The organism is Streptodolium elevatio (genome assembly GCF_053592165.1).
On the sequence record NZ_JBSFVE010000004.1, the window covers coordinates 287,656 to 304,152 of the forward strand.

Here is a 16,497-nt window from a genome sequence, read left to right on the forward strand (position 1 = left end):
GGAAGGTCAGAGGGTGACCTTGTCCGTCACCTCGTGCACGACCTGGATCTCGGGGCAGGGGCACTCCTCCTCCGGGCACTCGTCGACCGGCGGCGTGTGCGGCGGCTTCACCGGCGGGGTGTGCGGGGGCTTCACCGGCGGCGTGTGCGGCGGCTTGACCGGTGGGGTGTGCGGCGGCTTCACCGGCGGGGTGGTGGGGGGGCACGCCGGCGGGCCCTGCGGCGGGCAGTGCGGCGGCTCGTGCGGAGGGTTGTGCGGCGGGTTGTGCGGGGGCTTGTGCGGCGGGTTGTGCGGCGGCATCGGCGGCGGGGGCTTCATCTGGCCCTCGCCGTTGATGCAGGTGTTGCCGAAAGCCGGGTTGAGCACACCGATGACACTGACGGTGTTACCGCACAGGTTGACGGGCACGTGCACCGGAACCTGGAGCAGGTTGCCGGAGAGCACACCGGGAGAACCGACGGCCGCGCCGTCGGCGGCGGAGGAGGCGTATGCCGTCCCCCCACCGAAGGCGAATGCGCTGCCGACCATGGCGGCAGCCACCACGGTCTTCTTGGCGAACTCGTTCACTGAGTTGATTCCCATCGTTCGAATGACGGTGGAACCGGAGTTCCACCGTCATCAACGCGCGACACCCCACGGGGGCAACGGGAAGATCACCAATTCGCCCGTATGCACGACTGACCGCCGGGCATTCACCTGTGACGGGTAGTCAGAAGTACGAAAGAGACCGCTTGGCCGATCACTTCGGACTGACCCGGACAGTTGGAAACGGCTCAGGAACGCGGAATCGACGTGTGGTGGTGGATTACCTCGGCGATGAGGAAGTTCAGGAACTTCTCCGCGAAATCCGGGTCGAGCTTCGCACCCGCCGCCAGGGAGCGCAGCCGCTGGATCTGGACCGCCTCACGCGCCGGATCGGCGGGCGGCAGGTCGTACGCCGCCTTCAGCACGCCCACGCGCTTGGTGCACTTGAACCGTTCTGCGAGCAGGTGCACCAGCGCGGCGTCGATGTTGTCGATGCTGTCCCGCAGGTCCTGGAGCTCGGCGGGCACCGCCGGCGCGTCCGTCGGCGCGTCGCCGCCGCGCTCGGGCTGTTCGGTGGTTCGGTCGGCCATGTCGCGCCACCCTACCCGGGCAGCCGGGCACCCCGGCGGCGAGGCCCCGACTTCCGGATCTTGCCCGCGCCCCTACGGCGGATCTCCGCGGGCACGAGTCAGGTGTCGCGGCGCTCTCCCCGGGGAATCTCAAGGTACGGCCGACGCGGACCTACCTGCTCATCTGGGCGCGTACCCGGTCGGTACGCATGCGACGAGGCATGAGGGGGCGATCGGTATGGATGACGTCCGCCTGACACCCGCAGAGCGGCGGGCGCTCGAACTGATAGAGGCCGAGCTGCGGAAAGACCGCGATCTGGACCGCGCGATGCGCCGGATGCGGGTCCCGCGGACCGGCCGCAGGCCGCTGCGCCGCCGCGGATCCGCCGGCGACGGCCCGGCCGAAGGGCCCGCTCAGGAGGGGCCCGCGAGCGCGCCCGGGGCGGACGAATGCACCGAGGCCCCCGACTTCCCGTTCGCGACCTCCGCGGCGCCGGCGACCTCGGCGGCCGCCCGGCAGCGGGAGCGGCGGCGCGTGTGGGCGCTGGCCCTGGTCCTGAGCATCGTGTTCGCGGCCCTGCTCACCGCGGGCACGCTGTTCTTCCTGGTCTTCGCACTGGTTCTGGTGACGCTCGCGGCGTCGGCCGGGCTGGTGTGGATGGCGGTCAGCTTCTACCTGCGCAAGCCCGACCCCGGCTGATTCCCGCGGATCCCGACTGAGGCCGACCCCCGCGGTTCCCGGCTGATCAGGGCTGGTTCGGGCTGGTCCGGGCTGGTTCCGCGGCGGCGGCGATTGCCCGTCCGGCTCAGCGCGCGTGCCGACGACGGCTGTGCGCGCCGCCCGGGCGGGCTTCGTGCTGTCCCGGAGGCACCGGCGGCGCCGACCGTGGGGCGGAGGCTTGGGGTGCCGCCGAGCGCGCCGCGGCGGGCTCCGCTGTGCGCTGCCGGGAACCGGGGCCGTGCACCGGGCTGTTCCGGCCTCGCCCGCGTACCGCGACCACGATCGTCACCAGCGGCCCGAGCGCGCCGATCACCAGCGCGGCGTCCAGGGCGGCCAGGCGGCCCTGCCCGATCGACAGGAGGACCAGGGAGAGGCACACGACGATCGACGCGAGAACGCACACCGTCATACGGCTCTGCCGCGCGCCGTGCACGAACGTCCACGCGCACGCGGACAAGCCCACGACGGCGGTCACCAGCGCGGCGACCGAAGTGGTGTTCATCGCGGGAACCTCCGCATTCTCGCCCCGGACCACGCGCGGTCCGGAATCCGAGTGTTACCCGGATTGACCGCAATGATGCCGCAGAGCCCGCCGGGCGGCGGCCCCGCACTCCGGGGACACGTCGCACCACCGGACGGCGTCGGGCGCCTCTGCCACGGAACGCACCGTCCAACCTCCGAGTTCCCGTACGCCCGCCCGGGCAGGCGTACGCGGCACCGCGCCCGGCGGGCCTCAGGAACTGCCGGCTCAGGCCGGAGGCTTGCCGCCCACCGCGGTGGTGACCCGGGTGCAGGCCTTGAGGAGGCGGCGGCCGACGCGGTCGATCTCACGCGCGGTCATCTCGCGGTGGGGTTGTACGGAGAGGTTCATCTGCGTCCCGCCGAGCGCGTCGAACACCGGGGCACTCAACGCGCTCACCGGGTGGCGGCCGGACCCGGCGAGGTCGCCCGGGAGGTACTCGGCCTGGCGCAGTTCGGCCAGCAGCGCCATGACCATCGGCTGGAGGTCCTCGGCCAACGGGTCGTCACTCAACTCCGCGAGCGCGTGCCGCAGGCGGACCCCCGCGGGGGTCAGACGCTCGACGCTGTAGCCGCGTTCGCGGATCGCCCGCAGGGACGCGAGCAGGGGCCCGCGCGGCGCGGGGCGCTCGGTACGCGACGCCCAGTCGTCGATCACCGCGTCGGGCGCCCAGGCCACGAAGACGCCGCCGAAGGGCGGCGCGAGCGGGATCCGCCGGCCGATGCGCACCGCTCCGGCGTCGGGTCCGCTGCCCGCGTGGGCCACGATCACCAGGTGGCCTTCACTGCGGATCGCCGCGGTCGCCTGCATGCCGAGTTCTTCGGCGAGGGCGACGGCCTCCGCCTGCGCGAGGTGCACGGCCGGGTACGACAACTCCGCCGCCCGACCGGTCGCCACCAGTGCGGGTCCCAGCGTGAACGTCTTGTCCACGGGGTTGCGGATCAGGTAGTCCGCGTTGGCGAGGCTGGCGGTGACCGCGTGGCACGTCGCCTTGCTCATGCCGAGCGCCCGGGCGATGTCGCTGAGGCTGAAAGCATGCGCGGGACGGCTCGCGAGCAGTTCCAGGACGCCGACGACCCGGTCCGTCGGGGGCGACGGGCTCGTCCCGGGGGACGCCGTGTCGGTTCCGCCGCCGTCGACCGCCGCCATCGTCCTTCTCCACCCTCAGCCGCCCGGTCGCGGGCCGGATCCCGCGCCGCCTCGCGGGCGCGCCACACGCTACCAAGCGAACCACCCCATACCCCGCCGCACGCCGCACCGGCAGCCGCAAATGCGTCGGAACACAGACCCGTGGGGGGTGGTCGACGGCCAAGATCGCCGACGGCCGACGGTCTGGCCGCCGTCGGCGACATCAGGGTCCCGTCAGCCGGAGTTCTCCGCCAGCGCCTTGGTCACCGCGGCGAGGTCGAAGTAGTCGCGCCAGGCGTGGATCTTGCCGTCCCGCAGCTCGAAGACCCCCATGACGAGGATCTCCAGCGTGTTGCCGTTCGGGAACGTGAACACGTCCGTGCGCTCGTTGAGCACCGTGTCCCCGTGCACCGCCTGGTGGTGGACGGTGAACTCGGCACCCGTAAAAGGCCCGACGAATCCGGCGATGAAGTCGCGGATCTCCTGACGTCCCGTCACCGGCATGATCGGGATGTTGTGGTAGGTCGCGTCCTCGGTGAAGTACCCCGCCAGCTCGTCCGGGTCGAGCCGACCCCACGCCTTGATGAACTCGTCGACCGTCGTTGCTGCATCCATGCGCGCGACCGTAGTGGTCGGACGATACGACCGCCATAGCCGTCGGGGCGCCGATCTTGTGCACAGGAAGTAACGCCGCCGTTACGCTGACGCCCACACGCCGAAATCCCGCACCGTCTACTGATGGAAGACAGAGATTCCTGAGAGTGGACAACCCAGTAGAGGGACGGCGACTCGATGACCACCCAGGCTCATCCGGCGGCCGACGCCGGGCAGGGACGGATTCCTTTCCAGTCCGGCGGGTCCCGAAGGGCTGTTCGTCGCGGCGGGATTCAGCGGACACGGCTTCAAGATCGCGCCCGCGGTCGGCACCCTCGTCGCCGATCTGCTGTGCGAGGGCGCCAGTTCCCATCCCGACATCCGCGGCACCGACTTCCGGCTGGAGCGCTTCGCCGAAGGCCGCCCGCTGGCGAGCAGGCACCCGTACGTCGGCGCGGGCGAGATGCGCTGAGCGCCGAACCCACGGGAACGGCGCGGCGGTCCGGCCGCCCATGTGCGGCCGGTCCGCTGCGGACGCCCGTCGCCTCAGGCGTGCGGACGGCTCAACCGGCCGGGGTCCAGCGCGGGTCCCGCCCGGTGAAGGCGAGGAGCCTGTCCGCGCTGCCGGAGTCCTCGGGAACCGGCACGACCGGCCCGTACTTGCCGAAGTTGTCGCGTACGAAGTCGACGGTGCGCTGCGCCGCGGCCTCGAGCCCTTCGGCGAGTTCGTCGGTCAGCGCCAGGTCCTGTCCGGTGGCCTTGGCGATGTCCCACGCGTGCACGGCCGCGTCGAGCGCGGCGACGGCCGCGCCGAGTTGCGTCGGCATCGGGCCCATCGGGGTCGGGACGTCCTGGGCTTGCGGATCGACCGAGCCCCATGCGGCGGCGGACTGCGCCAGCACGGCGTCGAGTCGGGCGATCGCGTCGTCGGACAGTTCGTCGGCCGGCGAGAACGGGTCGCCGGTGGGTGCCGCCTCCGGATCGATCTGCATGACCAGCGCCTGCTGGTCCAGCCGTGCGTGGTTCAGGACCTGACGGACCGTCCACTCGGTGCACGGTGTCGCGGCGCCCCACGAGCCCTCCGGCACACCGACGGCTGCCGCCCGCAAATACGCATGCGCTTCGGCCAGCACCTTGAGTCCGTCGACAGCATTCACTCGGAACCACCTTCCGGCACGATCACCCAGCTCGGACCGACCACGCTAGTGCGCGGACAGCTCAAAAGCGCTGTAACTACGCGCCATGATCCGGTGCCGTCGACCCGGTGCCGCGACACCGTCAACCCGGCACCGTCGACTCGGCACCGTCAGCCCGGCGTGGTCAGCCCGGCGTGGTCCCGGTGATCCCCTTCTCGGTGAGGTTGGCCAGTTCGTCTTCGGTGAGGCCCAGTTCGCCGCACAGGACCTCGGCGGTGTGCTCGCCGAGGGTGGGCGCGGCGCGGGTCACCCACGGGCCGCTGACCGAGGCGAGCCGGAACGGCAGTCCCGGCACCCGGTGCTCGCCCGCCACGGGGTGGACGACCCGGTTGAGGAAGCCGCGGTGTTCGAGCTGCGGGTCGGACTCGATCGCGGCGGGCGGCACGACCACGGCCGCCGGCACGCCCGCGGCCAGCAGCTCGGCCTCGGCGTCCGCGACCCCGCGCGTCGCACACCATGCGGACACCACGGCGTCGATCTCGTCGTGTGCGTCGCGGCGGGTCTTCAGGTCCTCGTCGCCCGACCAGCGTTCGTCCGGACCCACGACGCCGAGCAGCGCGACCCACTGGGTCGCGGTCTCGGCGGCCAGCGCGACCCACGCGTCGTCGCCGGCGCAGCGGTAGACGCCCTGCGGGGCGGCACCCGCGCCGCGGTTGCCGTCGCGGCGTACCTCGCGGCCCTCGGCCGTGTAGGTGGTCAGTGCCTCGGCGGCGACGTTGAGCGTCGCCTCGACCATCGTGGACTCGATCATCGTGCCGACGCCGGTGCGGTCGCGCTCGCGCAGCGCCGCGAGCAGGGCGAAGACCGCGTGCGTACCGGCGTTCGGGTCGCAGGGCCCGCGCGGGATCAGCGGCGGGCCGTCGGCGCGGCCGGTCATCCAGGCCATGCCGGACGCCTGCTCCATCGTCTGGGCGAAGCCGGTGCGGTCGCGCCACGGGCCGTCCAGCCCGAACGCCGGCATGCGCAGCAGGATGAGGCGTTCGTTGCGGGCCTGGAGGGTCGGCCAGGTGAGGCCGAGGTTGTCCATGACCCGGGGCGAGAAGTTCTCGATGACGACGTCGGCCGTCTCGGCGAGCCGCAGGACCAAGTCGTGGCCCTCGGGCGTGCCGAGGTCCAGGGTGATGCCGCGCTTGCCGGGGTTGGCACCGAAGTACACCATCCCCCATTCCCACCACCGGTCTTCGCCGGGCTTGCGGGCGGAGGCGAAGCGCATGCCGTCGGCGCGCTTGTGCGCCTCGACCTTGATGACGTCGGCACCGAGCGCGGCGAGCGTGAGCGTGGCACTGGGGCCGGCCCAGAAGGCGGTGAGGTCGAGGACGCGCAGCCCGGCGAGAGGCCGGTCCCCAGGGGTGGCGGGTGCGCCGGCCCCGGCCGCGACCACCTCGGACGCGACCACCTCGGACACCACCGCCTCGGACGCCACCGCTTCCGACGCGACCGGCGGGGCCGCGTCGGGTGCCGAAGCCTCGAACGGCACGCCCCGGAACTCGCCGATGCGGTACGGGACGCGCGGTTGCAGGAAGCCGCCGTACGGATTGGGCACGAACACGCCGCGCTGCACGAAGTGGTCGACCGAGGTGAGCGTGCTCGGCGTGCCCACCGCCGCCACCGGGATGCGCAGCGCCCCGGCGAGCGCCACGACGTCCTCGGTGCGCTGCTTCGTCGTCCATCCCCGCACGATCTCGAGGAATTCCTCGCGGTTGCGGGCCCGTTCGCCCATCGTCGCGTACCGGGGGTCGTCGATGAGGTCGGGGCGCTCGATCATGAGCAAGAAGTCCTGGAGCTGCTGGCCGGTGCCCAGGCAGAAGCCCACCCAGCCGTCCGCGGTCGGCTCGATCGACGGGATCTCCAGGGTGCGCCCGCTGACGAAGTCCACGCCGGTGGCCCGGAACAGCGAGGCGGCGACCGAGCCGTACGTCTGCATCGTCGACGCCATGCACTCCAGCATCGAGACGTCGGCGTGGTCGCCGTGTCCGGTACGCCGGGCCGCGTGCGCCGCCGCCAGTCCCGCGACCGCCGCGTAGCCGCCGCTGACCCACTCGCCTATGTGGCCACCCGCCTGCAGCGGCTCCTCCCCCGCCAGACCGCGCCCGCCGGTCGAACCGCAGGACGCCTGGAGGGTGAACTCGGTCGCGGGGCGCCCCGCGTGCGGGCCGGTGCGGCCGTAGGGGGTGATCGAGACGACGACCAGGGAGGGGTTCGCCGCGCGCAGTGCGGCGATCTCGGCGTCGGCCAACCGGCCGTCCTCGACGAGGAGGTCGGCGGTGCGCAGCGCGCCGTCCCGGGCCGCGGCCGACAAGTCGTCGAGCGCGCGCACCGCCTTGCCCACGGCCAGGTAGCGGAACAGCGCGGAGTCGTCCTCCCCCGGGGTGGTGCCGCCGGCCGCGCGCCCGGCGGCGGCTCCCGAGGTGCCGTCCCGGCCGCGCCGCAGCGGGTCGCCGTCGGTGCCTTCCAGCTTCACCACGTGTGCGCCTGCGTCGCGCAGGAGCTTCGCGCAGTAGCCGCCGGGCACGCCGTACGAGAGTTCGACGACGGACAGTCCGGCCAACGGAGCGGTGGGAGCCAACGCGATCAACCTCCGGGGGCGGTCGAGGGGGTGAACTGTGGTCTGAAGTAGGGGAGTACGCGTTCGCCGCCCACACCGTGCGGGTCCACCCGCACGCGGAGGCCCTCGCGGACCGCGTGTACCTCGATGCCGATCAGATTGGTGAGCATGCGGTAGCCCTCGTCGAGGTCGACGATCGCGACGGCGTACGGCGTGGTGAAGCTCGGCGTCACCGGGCGGTGCACGACCGTCCAGCTGTAGACGGTGCCGAGCCCCGCGCTGACGCGCCACTCCAGCGCCCGTGAGGCGCACCCCCGGCACAGGTCGGTCGGGGTGAAGTTCGCCGTTCCGCATTGCGTGCAGCGCTGGTAGCGCAGTTCGCCGTCCGCGCAGCCGTCCCAGAAGGGCGCGGTGAGCGGCGTGACGGGGTTCAGGGGTATGCCTGTCTGGGGTTCGAGCACAGTCAGGGCCTCTCGGTTCCGAACAGCGCCACCTGGTTGAACAGGGCGCCGGAGCCGCCCGCGCTGGCGAGGGCCACCCGGGCCCCCGGGATCTGCGTCGACACGCAGGTGCCGCGCACCTGCTGCACCGCGCGGATCGCGCGCTGGAGCATCTGGGGATTGGATCCGGCGTGGCTGTAGGACATCAGCCCGCCGTCGGTGGTGATCGGGTGCTTGCCGTCGGGTGCGATGTGGCCGTCCGCGACGAACGGCCCGCCCTCGCCCGGCTCGCAGAAGCCGAACGCCTCCAGCTGCCGGATGACCTCGAAGGAGAAGGGGTCGTACAGCTCCAGGACGTCGACGTCGGAGCGCCCGAGGCCGGCGGTGCGGAAAGCCCGGTCCGCGGCCCGGCGTCCGACCGAGCCGACGACGTGCTCGTCGTCGCGCCGCCCGGCCAGGTCGTACGCGGGCGGGTGCTGGTAGGCGGGCCCGTGGCAGTCCGCCGCCATGCCCAGCAGGTACACCGGTGCGGACGGCAGGTCGCGGGCCCGGTCGGCGCTCGTCAGCACCAGGGCGCAGCCGCCCTCCGAGGTCATCGCGCAGTCCAGCAGGTGGAAGGGCTCCGCGATGGGGCGCGACGCCAGGATGTCCGCGGGGGTGAAGGGTCCGCGGCCGTGGTAGACGGCCTCGGGGTTGACGTGCCCGTTGTTGCGGATGGTCGCGGCGACGGTGGCCAACTGCTCTTCGGTGGTCCCGTACCGGATCATGTGGCGGCGGGCGATGAGCGCGAACTCGGCGGCGGTGAAAAGGCCCCAGGGGATGACGAACTCGTTCTCGGGGCGGGTCCAGGGCGCGGTCGCGGCGTGGTCGGTGTAGACGCCCGCCTCGCCCGACGCCACCACCGCCACGTCGCACATGCCGGACGCGATCGCCGAGGCGGCTTCCGCGATCATGCCCAGGCCGTACTGCGTGCCGCGCCAGGCCGGGCCGAGGCGCAGGTCGTAGATGAGCTTGGCGGACAGGTCGGCGGCGGAGACCCCGTCGACGTCGTCCAGGCCGAGCCCGGCGTCCGCGAGGGCCCCGTGGATGGCCTCGACGGTCACCGACACGGACGTGTGGTCCGGCAGGCGGCGGGCCTGGGCCGTGTTGAAGACGCCCGCCACCGCGACGTCGCGGTAGGGATGGGACCCCGGTGCCATGGCGACGTCTCCCCTTCTCAGCCGTTCCCGGCCCGACGGCCGGCACGTTCGTTCGCGAGGGTTGCGCGCCCTTCGCGAAGGCCCATTTGAAGCGGGACGTGATGAGGAGTCAAGAGCCATTGGTTGTAAGGCGCCACTGTCGTTCACGGTCGTTTCCGGTCAGCTTGCGAGGAATTCCCGTGAATCGCGGACCGCGCAACGGGGCGGGAGACCGGCTCTGTTCGCACTCTGATCCGGACTGCACGGGCCGCGACGCATCGGAGCGGGGCCAACGACCGGGTGGCACCGCTCAGCGGACCGGATCTCCGCAATCAATGAGGACTTCTGTGTTAAGGCGGGCACATCGGGTGACCTCCATAGGCCAGGATGGAACTTGCATACGCGTCGGCCCGACCGCCATCGGACGATGCGTGCACCCTCGTGGGGAAGGTGCCGTCATGGCAGAAGCGAACGGATCGCCGGGTTCCGGGGCCCTGCGGCCCGCCGGAGCAGCGGCGGACGCGGCCTCCGACGGGCGCTCGTCCTCCGCGCCCGCACGGCGCGAAGGCGGCGCGCGTCGCATCGACGTGCGCCGGGGCGCTGCCGTCGAGGTGTCCGGCTGGGATGGCTCGGAACCGCTGCTCGCGCAGGCGCCGTTACTCGAACGGGACGACGAAATGGCCGTCCTGGAACGGGTGATCGGCAAGTTGTGCGAGCAGGCACGCGCCGAATCCGGTGCGCCGGGCGCACGCCCCGGAGAGCTTCTGGTGGTCGAGAGCGAAGCCGGGTGCGGCAAGACCACGCTGCTCGACGAGGCACGGCGGATAGCCGTCGAACACCATTGCACCGTCCTGCACGCCAAGGGCGCCGAGCGCGAGCAGACGCGCTCCTTCTCCGTCGTGAAGCAGCTGTTCTTCAACCTGCTCGCCGGCTGCACCGGCGACGAACGCGCCGCGATGCTCGGCGACTGGCACGACATCATCGCCCCCGCGCTCGGCCTCTGCCCCGCGACCGCGGGCTTCGCCCCCGACCCGCTGGGTATCCGGGACCCCCTCGACTGGCTCATGACCGGCCTGACCCGGCACCGCGGCCCGGTCGCCCTCGTCGTCGACGACGCGCATTGGGCGGACGCCGAGTCCCTCGCCTGGATCACCAGCTTCGCCGGCCGCCTCGACCAGTGGCCCGTGCTCCTCCTGGTCTCCCGGCGCACCGGCGAAGTCACCGACGTCGAACCCCTGTTGCGCGAGCTGTGCGCGCTGGACCGGACCCGTCGCATCTCTCTCGACACGCTGTCCCGCGCCGCGGTCTCGTACATAGTCGGCGAGGCGCTCGGCTCCGGCGCCGACACCGCTTTCCGGGAACGCTGCTTCGAGGTCACCAGCGGCAGCCCCTTCGTGCTGTGGGCGATGCTGCGCGAGGTCCGGCGCCTGCGCCTCGCCCCGGTCGCCGCCAACACGGGCCGCCTCGGCGCCATCGCCGCCGACCAGATCGGCGAGCAACTGGCGGCCCGGCTGGAGCGCATGGGCGAGGCGACCATCGCGGTGGCCCGTGCGGTCGCCGTCCTCGGATCCGACGCGACCACCGTCCGGGTCGCCTCGCTCGCCGAGATAGACATGGACAAAGTCGGGCTGATCGCCGACCGGTTGCGCGCCGCCGCGATCCTGGTCGACCTGGACGTCCTGAACTTCGTCCACCCGCTGATCGCCGGCGCCGTCTACCAGTGGATTCCCAAGAGCGCCCGCAGCGCCCTGCACGCGCGCGCCGCACGTCTGTTGGTCGCGGACGGCCGCGATGCGCGATCCGCCGCGCTGCACCTGCTGGCCACCGAACCCTGCGGCGACCCGTGGGTCGTCGAGCAGTTGCGCGAAGCCGCCGCCCAGGACAAACGCGCCGGTGCCCCGGACTCGGCCCTGCGCTGCCTGCAACGTGCGCTGATCGAGCCGCCGCGTCCCGCCGACCGGGCCGCCGTACGCTACGAGCTGGGCCGCGCCACCTTCGTGACGTCCCCTCAGGAGGCCATCAACCACCTGCGGGTCGCACTCGCCGACGACGCGGGCGACCGCGTCCTGCGCGAGTCCATCGTCCTGCACCTGTCACGCGCCCTCGGGTACACCGACTGCATCCAGGAAGCCGTCGAACTCCTCGATACCGAGGCCCAGGCCGCCAACGCGTCCGCGACGCGGCTGCGCCTGCAGGCCGAGCACTTCCTGTGGGCGGTGTTCTGGGTCGACGACCCCGACTACCACGCACGGGCGCGCCGCCTGAAGAACCTCGTCGTGCGGCTCGAGGGCAGCAACCGCACCGAGCGCTGCCTGCTGGCCCTGCGCGCCTGGTACGGCATGGTGCGCGGCGACCCGATGGTGCAGGTCCTCGCGAGCGCCGACCAGGCGTGGGGCCCGGGCCTCAACTGGACGGACGAGGACTGGGGCTTCGAGATCCCCAGCCTGCTCGCCCTCACGTACATGTACTGCGACCGCAACGACCGCGCCGAGGAACTGTTCACCGAAGGCATCACCGAGCTGAAGGCGCACGGCTGGCGCGGCACGCACCTGTCGTACGCGCACTCCATGCGCAGCCTCGTGCGCTACCGCCAGGGCAAGCTCGTCCAGGCCGAGGAGGACTGCCAAATCGGGCTGCGGCTCGCGCTGCGCCTGCCGCCGACCGCACCCGCGCGCTGGTACCCGCTCGGCACGCTGATCCAGGTGCTGGTCGCCCGCGGCCGGGTCGGCGAGGCCGCCCGGATAGCCGACGAGCACGCGTTCGGCGAGCCCTTCCCCAGCGCCGTCGTGTTCCCCGACCCGCAGGCGGTGCGCGGCGAACTCCGGCTCGCCCTGGGCCTCGCGGACGAGGCCGCGGCGGACTTCCTGGAGACCGGCGCGAAGTTGGAAGGACGCGGCGTCGCCAATCCGGCCTGGTGCGGGTGGCGCGTCAACCTCGCCAAAGCACTCGCCGGGCGGGATCCGGAGGCCGCGTACGAGCAGGCCGGCGAGGCACTGCGCCGCGCGTACCGGTTCGGCGCGCCTTCCGCGATGGGACAGGCGCTGCGGGTGACCGGGCGCCTGGAAGGCGGGCAGAAGGGCCTCGCGAAAGTCGAGGACGCCCTGATGTGGCTCGAACACTCCGATGCACGCTACGAATACGCCCTGACCCTGGTGGAGTACGGCATGGTCCTGCGCCGCGAGTACGGCGACCGGGACGCCGTCGACCCGCTGTTCGAGGGTTTGACCGTCGCCGTGGAGTGCGGGGCCAACGCCCTGGCCGACGCGGCACGCGCCGAACTGGCCGACATGGGCGAACTGCCGCCCACCGCCATGCTCGGCCCCGGCTCGGGAGGCGCCCGGTGAGCGCCGCGGCCTCCGCCGCGTACGACCCCGCCGACGCGGGACTGTTGGAACGCGGCGACGAACTCGCGCTGCTCCAGGGGCTCATCGGCAATCTGCTCGACGCTGCGCCGACGGCCGGATTCGGCGGGGCGCAGCGCGGCCGGGTCCTGATGTTCGAAGGGGCGGCCGGGCTCGGCAAGACGACCCTGGTCGACGCGGCACGGCGCCGCGCGGCGGCCCAGGGCTGCACCGTGCTGCACGCGAAGGGCGGGGAGCGCGAACAGGGCCGCGCGTTCCATGTGGTACGCCAGCTCTTCCGTCCCCTGCTGGTCGCGTGCACCGACGCCGAACGGCACGAACTGCTGGGCGGCTGGTGGGACATGGTCGCGCCGGCCGTGGGCCTGCCGCCGTCCAACCCGGACCACGAGGTCGCCCCGCCCGAACCGCAGGGCGTACGCGACGCGCTCGACTGGCTGATGGCCGGGCTCACGCAGCGCCGCGGCGCGATGGTGGTGCTGGTCGACGACGCGCACTGGGCGGACCGCGAATCGCTCACCTGGCTGGAGGCGTTCGCCCGCACCGTCGAGTCGATGCCGGTGCTCCTCGTCGTGGCGCGCCGCCCCGAGGAGCCGACGCCGAACGCCGACCTGCTCGGCGATCTGGTGACGCTGCCCAACACGCTCCAGCACCAACTGGCGGTGCTGTCCCCGGGCGCCGTCGCCGCGATGCTTCAACTCCGGCTGGGCGACGCGGCCGAGCACCGGTTCGCCGAACTGTGCCACCGCGCCACCGACGGCGTGCCGTTCGTCGTGGCCCAGTTGGTCGGCGAGATCCTCGACCGCGACATCAAGCCGACGGCCGCCAACGCCGAGCAGCTCGACGCGCTCGCTGCGGCGATCGTGGGCCGGGGCATGATCCGGCGCCTGGAGCGCACCGGTGAGAACGCGGTACGTCTGGCCCGCGCGGTCGCCGTCCTCGGCGCCGACGCCACGTTGGGCCGCGCCGCGGAGATGGCGGGCCTGACCCTGGCCGAGGCGGTCGGGCCGGCCGACTCGCTGCGTGCGGTCCGCGTGCTCGCCGGCGACGAAACCCTGGAATTCGCCCACCCGACCATCGCCACCGAGGTCTACCGGCGCATCCCACCGCAGGCACGCGGCGCGATGCACGCGAAGGCGGCGCGGCTGCTGATCGCGGACGGCCACGACGACGCGCAGACCGCGGCGCACCTGTTGGCGACGTTCCCGTCCGGGGACCAGTGGGTCGTGCGACGGCTGCGCGGCGCGGCCCGGCAGGACCTGCGGGCGGGGGCGCCGGACTCGGCGTACCGCAACCTGCTCCGGGCCCTGAACGAGCCGCCGTTCGGCGACGAACGCACCTCTGTCCTGTACGAATTGGGCCTCGCGGCGTTTGTCCACGACCCGCGCGCGGCAATCGAGCACCTGACCGCGGCCCTGGCCGGCGCGCAACCGGAGAGCGAGGCCCGGCACGCCATCGTGCTGCGCCTCGCCAAGGCCCTCGCGCACGACGACCGGCTCGCGGACGCCGTGCACCTGCTGGACGCCGAGGCCCGCGCCACCAAACTCTCACGCGCCCGGCTGCGCCTGCAGGCCGACCATTTCCTCTGGGCGATCTTCTGGACGGACGACACCGACTCGCACGCCCGGGCCCGCCGGGTGCGCGCGCTGGCGGGACGGCTCGCCGGCTCCGACACCACCGAGCGCTGCCTCCTGGGCATCCGCGCGTGGTACGGCGTGGTGCGCGGCGACCCGGCGGTGCAGGTGCTGGCGTACGCGGAACGCGCCATGTCCCCGCCGCTCAGCTGGGTGGACGACGAATGGGGCTTCGAAGTCCCGGTGATGACCGCGCAGTCCTTCGTCTACTGCGACGAACTCGACCGCGCCGAGCAGTTCTTCGCCGAGGGCATCGCCGAGCTGGAGGCGCGCGGTTGGCGCGGCACCCATCTGTCGTTCGGCCACACGCTGCTGGCGCACATCCGCTACCGCATGGGGCGCCTCGTCGAGGCCGAGGCCGGGGTACGCAAGGGCCTCGAATACGCGGAACGGCTGGGCCCGGACGCGCCCGCACGCTGGTACGGCCTGGGCGTGCTGATCCAGACCCTCATCGCGATGGGCCGCCTCGACGAGGCCGAGGAGCTGGTGGACCGGCACGACTACGGCGTGCAGCAGCCGCAGGCGGTGATCTCCCCGGTGCCGCAGGTGGTGCGCGGCGAACTGCGGCTGGCCCGGCACCAGTACGCGGCCGCGGCCGCCGACCTCAGGGCGGCCGGCAAGCAGCTCGACGCACGCGGGGTCGGCAACCCGGGCCTGTGCGCCTGGCGACCGCTGCTCGCGCTGGCGCTCGCCACCGACGATCCCGCCGCGGCCCGGCGCCTGGCGAACCGGGCGGTGGGCCAGGCGTACGTGTTCGGCTCACCCGCGGGCCTGGGGATCTCGCTGCGTGCCGCGGGCCAGGTGACCGGCGGTCCGGAAGGGCTCGCCAAGCTGGGCGAGTCGGTGCGCTGGCTCGCGGAGTCGCCCAACCGGTACGAATACGCCGTCTCGCTCGTCGAGTTCGGGGCGGCACTGCGCCGGGCGAAACGCATCACGGAGGCGCGGCTGCGCCTGGGCGAAGGACTGGAGGCGGCCTCGCGCTGCGGAGCCGAGGCGCTGGCCGCGCGGGCCCGGGCCGAGTTGGTCGCGGCCGGCGGGCGGCCGAGGCGGGCGTACCGGACCGGGGTCGAGGCGCTGACCGCGCGTGAGCGCCAGACGGCGGAGCTGGTCGCGCGCGGCATGTCGAACACGGCGGTGGCACGGCATCTCGCGGTGCAGCTGGGCACGGTGCAGAAGCACCTGACCGCGGTGTACGCGAAGCTCGGCACCGACCGCGACGGACTGGCCGACCTGCTGGCCCCCGTCCCCTTCCCGGCAGTTGTGCCGGGCGCAGGCACGCCGGTCGTCACCGGTGTCGCCCCGGACGGTGCGGTAATCGGCGGCCTCTCCGGCGGCGTACCCGAAGGTGCCGCGGAGAGCGCCGATCACCGCTGACGGAGGAGCACCGCGCGGGTGTACATGACCGGGCAATAGGTGATGACGGACTCGTCGAGTCCCAGCACCAGGCGGCCCCGTTCCGCGTGCACCGACAGAGGACTGTGGCCGTAGCCCTCGATGGTGATCTCGCCGGATCCGTGCGCGGCGTCGAGGTAGCCGTACGCGTATCCGAGCAGTACGTGGCAGCGCCGGTAGCGGAAACGCGCCACGTCTCGCGGGTCGTCGGCCGGCTTCTTGTCGATGAGGTACGCGGTGTGCGAGCCCCGGAAGGTGCCGTCCCCGGCCAGCCGGATGTCCAGGAAGAAGTCACGGAGGTCGTACCCGGCGTGGCCCCGGTGCCCCGGAACCACGGTCTCCTCGGACACCCAGCGGGCGCCGAGCCCCCGCGGGACCGTGCTGCCCCGGGTGGGTGCCGGACTGTGGTGGAGGACCACGCGTGACTCCTCGTGCTGTGAACGGGAAGGTCGGCCGGGAAAAACGGCCGACTCCCGCGGTGCCGCCGATCGTCCGTCGTCCGGACCCGCGGCGAAGCGGGTCCGGACGACGCCCCCGCGCGGCCCTTCGGCCTTCCCCCGGTCGGCGGGACCACGCCGAGCGTGCCTGCGCTCGTGTAGCTCAGCGTGCCGGACCTGCGACGGTCGGCGCAGTGGAGGCGACCCTCTACTCTTTGCCGACTGTGCGGCCGGCAGGCGTTCGGTTGTGCTTCGCTGG

14 protein-coding genes are annotated in these 16,497 nt (G+C 72.9%); 4 read left to right on the top strand and 10 right to left on the bottom strand.

Annotated elements, in window-relative coordinates; all coding sequences use genetic code 11:
• Positions 1–6: 6 nt before the first annotated feature.
• Together ACWD12_RS11055 and ACWD12_RS11060 are read right to left on the bottom strand one after the other, a co-directional pair.
• The gene (locus tag ACWD12_RS11055) at positions 7–582 is read right to left on the bottom strand and encodes a chaplin (protein ID WP_450099277.1); all 576 of its coding nucleotides are present in this window, start codon (positions 580–582) and stop codon (positions 7–9) included.
• Positions 583–773: 191 nt separating this feature from the next.
• Positions 774–1,115 (bottom strand): chorismate mutase, encoded by a 342-nt coding sequence (locus ACWD12_RS11060; protein WP_358347725.1) that lies wholly within the window; start codon positions 1,113–1,115, stop codon positions 774–776.
• A gap of 217 nt (positions 1,116–1,332) precedes the next feature.
• Here ACWD12_RS11060 and ACWD12_RS11065 point away from each other — a divergent pair, with 217 nt between their 5' ends.
• A complete protein-coding gene (locus tag ACWD12_RS11065; RefSeq protein ID WP_450099278.1) occupies positions 1,333–1,794 on the top strand; it encodes a hypothetical protein in 462 nt (153 codons plus the stop codon).
• A gap of 106 nt (positions 1,795–1,900) precedes the next feature.
• Here the strand turns inward: ACWD12_RS11065 and ACWD12_RS11070 are convergent, their stop codons facing one another.
• The 3 genes from ACWD12_RS11070 to ACWD12_RS11080 all read right to left on the bottom strand — a co-directional run bounded on the left by ACWD12_RS11070 (position 1,901) and on the right by ACWD12_RS11080 (position 4,078).
• Positions 1,901–2,317 carry a hypothetical protein gene (locus ACWD12_RS11070; protein ID WP_450099279.1) on the bottom strand — a complete coding sequence of 139 codons (417 nt, stop codon included), beginning with the start codon at positions 2,315–2,317 and terminating at the stop codon, positions 1,901–1,903.
• Between the two features lie 246 nt (positions 2,318–2,563).
• Positions 2,564–3,484 (bottom strand): IclR family transcriptional regulator, encoded by a 921-nt coding sequence (locus tag ACWD12_RS11075; protein ID WP_450099280.1) that lies wholly within the window; start codon positions 3,482–3,484, stop codon positions 2,564–2,566.
• A gap of 213 nt (positions 3,485–3,697) precedes the next feature.
• The gene (locus ACWD12_RS11080; protein ID WP_450099281.1) at positions 3,698–4,078 is read right to left on the bottom strand and encodes a limonene-1,2-epoxide hydrolase family protein; all 381 of its coding nucleotides are present in this window, start codon (positions 4,076–4,078) and stop codon (positions 3,698–3,700) included.
• 193 nt (positions 4,079–4,271) lie between these two features.
• On the opposite strand from ACWD12_RS11080, the gene ACWD12_RS11085 reads away from it, so the two are divergent.
• On the top strand, positions 4,272–4,529 hold the full coding sequence (locus ACWD12_RS11085; RefSeq protein WP_450099381.1) for an FAD-dependent oxidoreductase: 258 nt from the start codon (positions 4,272–4,274) through the stop codon (positions 4,527–4,529).
• Positions 4,530–4,620: 91 nt separating this feature from the next.
• On the opposite strand, the gene ACWD12_RS11090 is transcribed toward ACWD12_RS11085, so the two are convergent.
• From ACWD12_RS11090 to ACWD12_RS11105, 4 genes are all read right to left on the bottom strand, one after another.
• A complete protein-coding gene (locus ACWD12_RS11090) occupies positions 4,621–5,214 on the bottom strand; it encodes a TIGR03086 family metal-binding protein (RefSeq protein WP_358347748.1) in 594 nt (197 codons plus the stop codon).
• 163 nt (positions 5,215–5,377) lie between these two features.
• Entirely contained in the window at positions 5,378–7,819 is a 2,442-nt protein-coding gene (locus tag ACWD12_RS11095) for a CoA transferase (RefSeq protein WP_450099282.1), read from the bottom strand.
• Between the two features lie 5 nt (positions 7,820–7,824).
• Positions 7,825–8,259: a Zn-ribbon domain-containing OB-fold protein gene (locus ACWD12_RS11100; RefSeq protein WP_450099283.1), complete on the bottom strand. Its 435-nt coding sequence runs from the start codon at positions 8,257–8,259 to the stop codon at positions 7,825–7,827.
• Between the two features lie 2 nt (positions 8,260–8,261).
• On the bottom strand, positions 8,262–9,437 hold the full coding sequence (locus ACWD12_RS11105; RefSeq protein WP_358347756.1) for a thiolase family protein: 1,176 nt from the start codon (positions 9,435–9,437) through the stop codon (positions 8,262–8,264).
• 437 nt (positions 9,438–9,874) lie between these two features.
• On the opposite strand from ACWD12_RS11105, the gene ACWD12_RS11110 reads away from it, so the two are divergent.
• The gene (locus tag ACWD12_RS11110) at positions 9,875–12,760 is read left to right on the top strand and encodes an ATP-binding protein (RefSeq protein WP_450099284.1); all 2,886 of its coding nucleotides are present in this window, start codon (positions 9,875–9,877) and stop codon (positions 12,758–12,760) included.
• Positions 12,757–15,783 carry an ATP-binding protein gene (locus tag ACWD12_RS11115; RefSeq protein WP_450099285.1) on the top strand — a complete coding sequence of 1,009 codons (3,027 nt, stop codon included), beginning with the start codon at positions 12,757–12,759 and terminating at the stop codon, positions 15,781–15,783. The genes ACWD12_RS11110 and ACWD12_RS11115 overlap by 4 nt, the downstream gene beginning before the upstream one ends.
• Here ACWD12_RS11115 and ACWD12_RS11120 read toward each other — a convergent pair.
• Complete coding sequence (locus ACWD12_RS11120) at positions 15,774–16,220, bottom strand: hypothetical protein (protein ID WP_358347764.1); 447 nt, start codon at positions 16,218–16,220, stop codon at positions 15,774–15,776. The genes ACWD12_RS11115 and ACWD12_RS11120 overlap by 10 nt on opposite strands.
• Positions 16,221–16,497 lie beyond the last annotated feature (277 nt).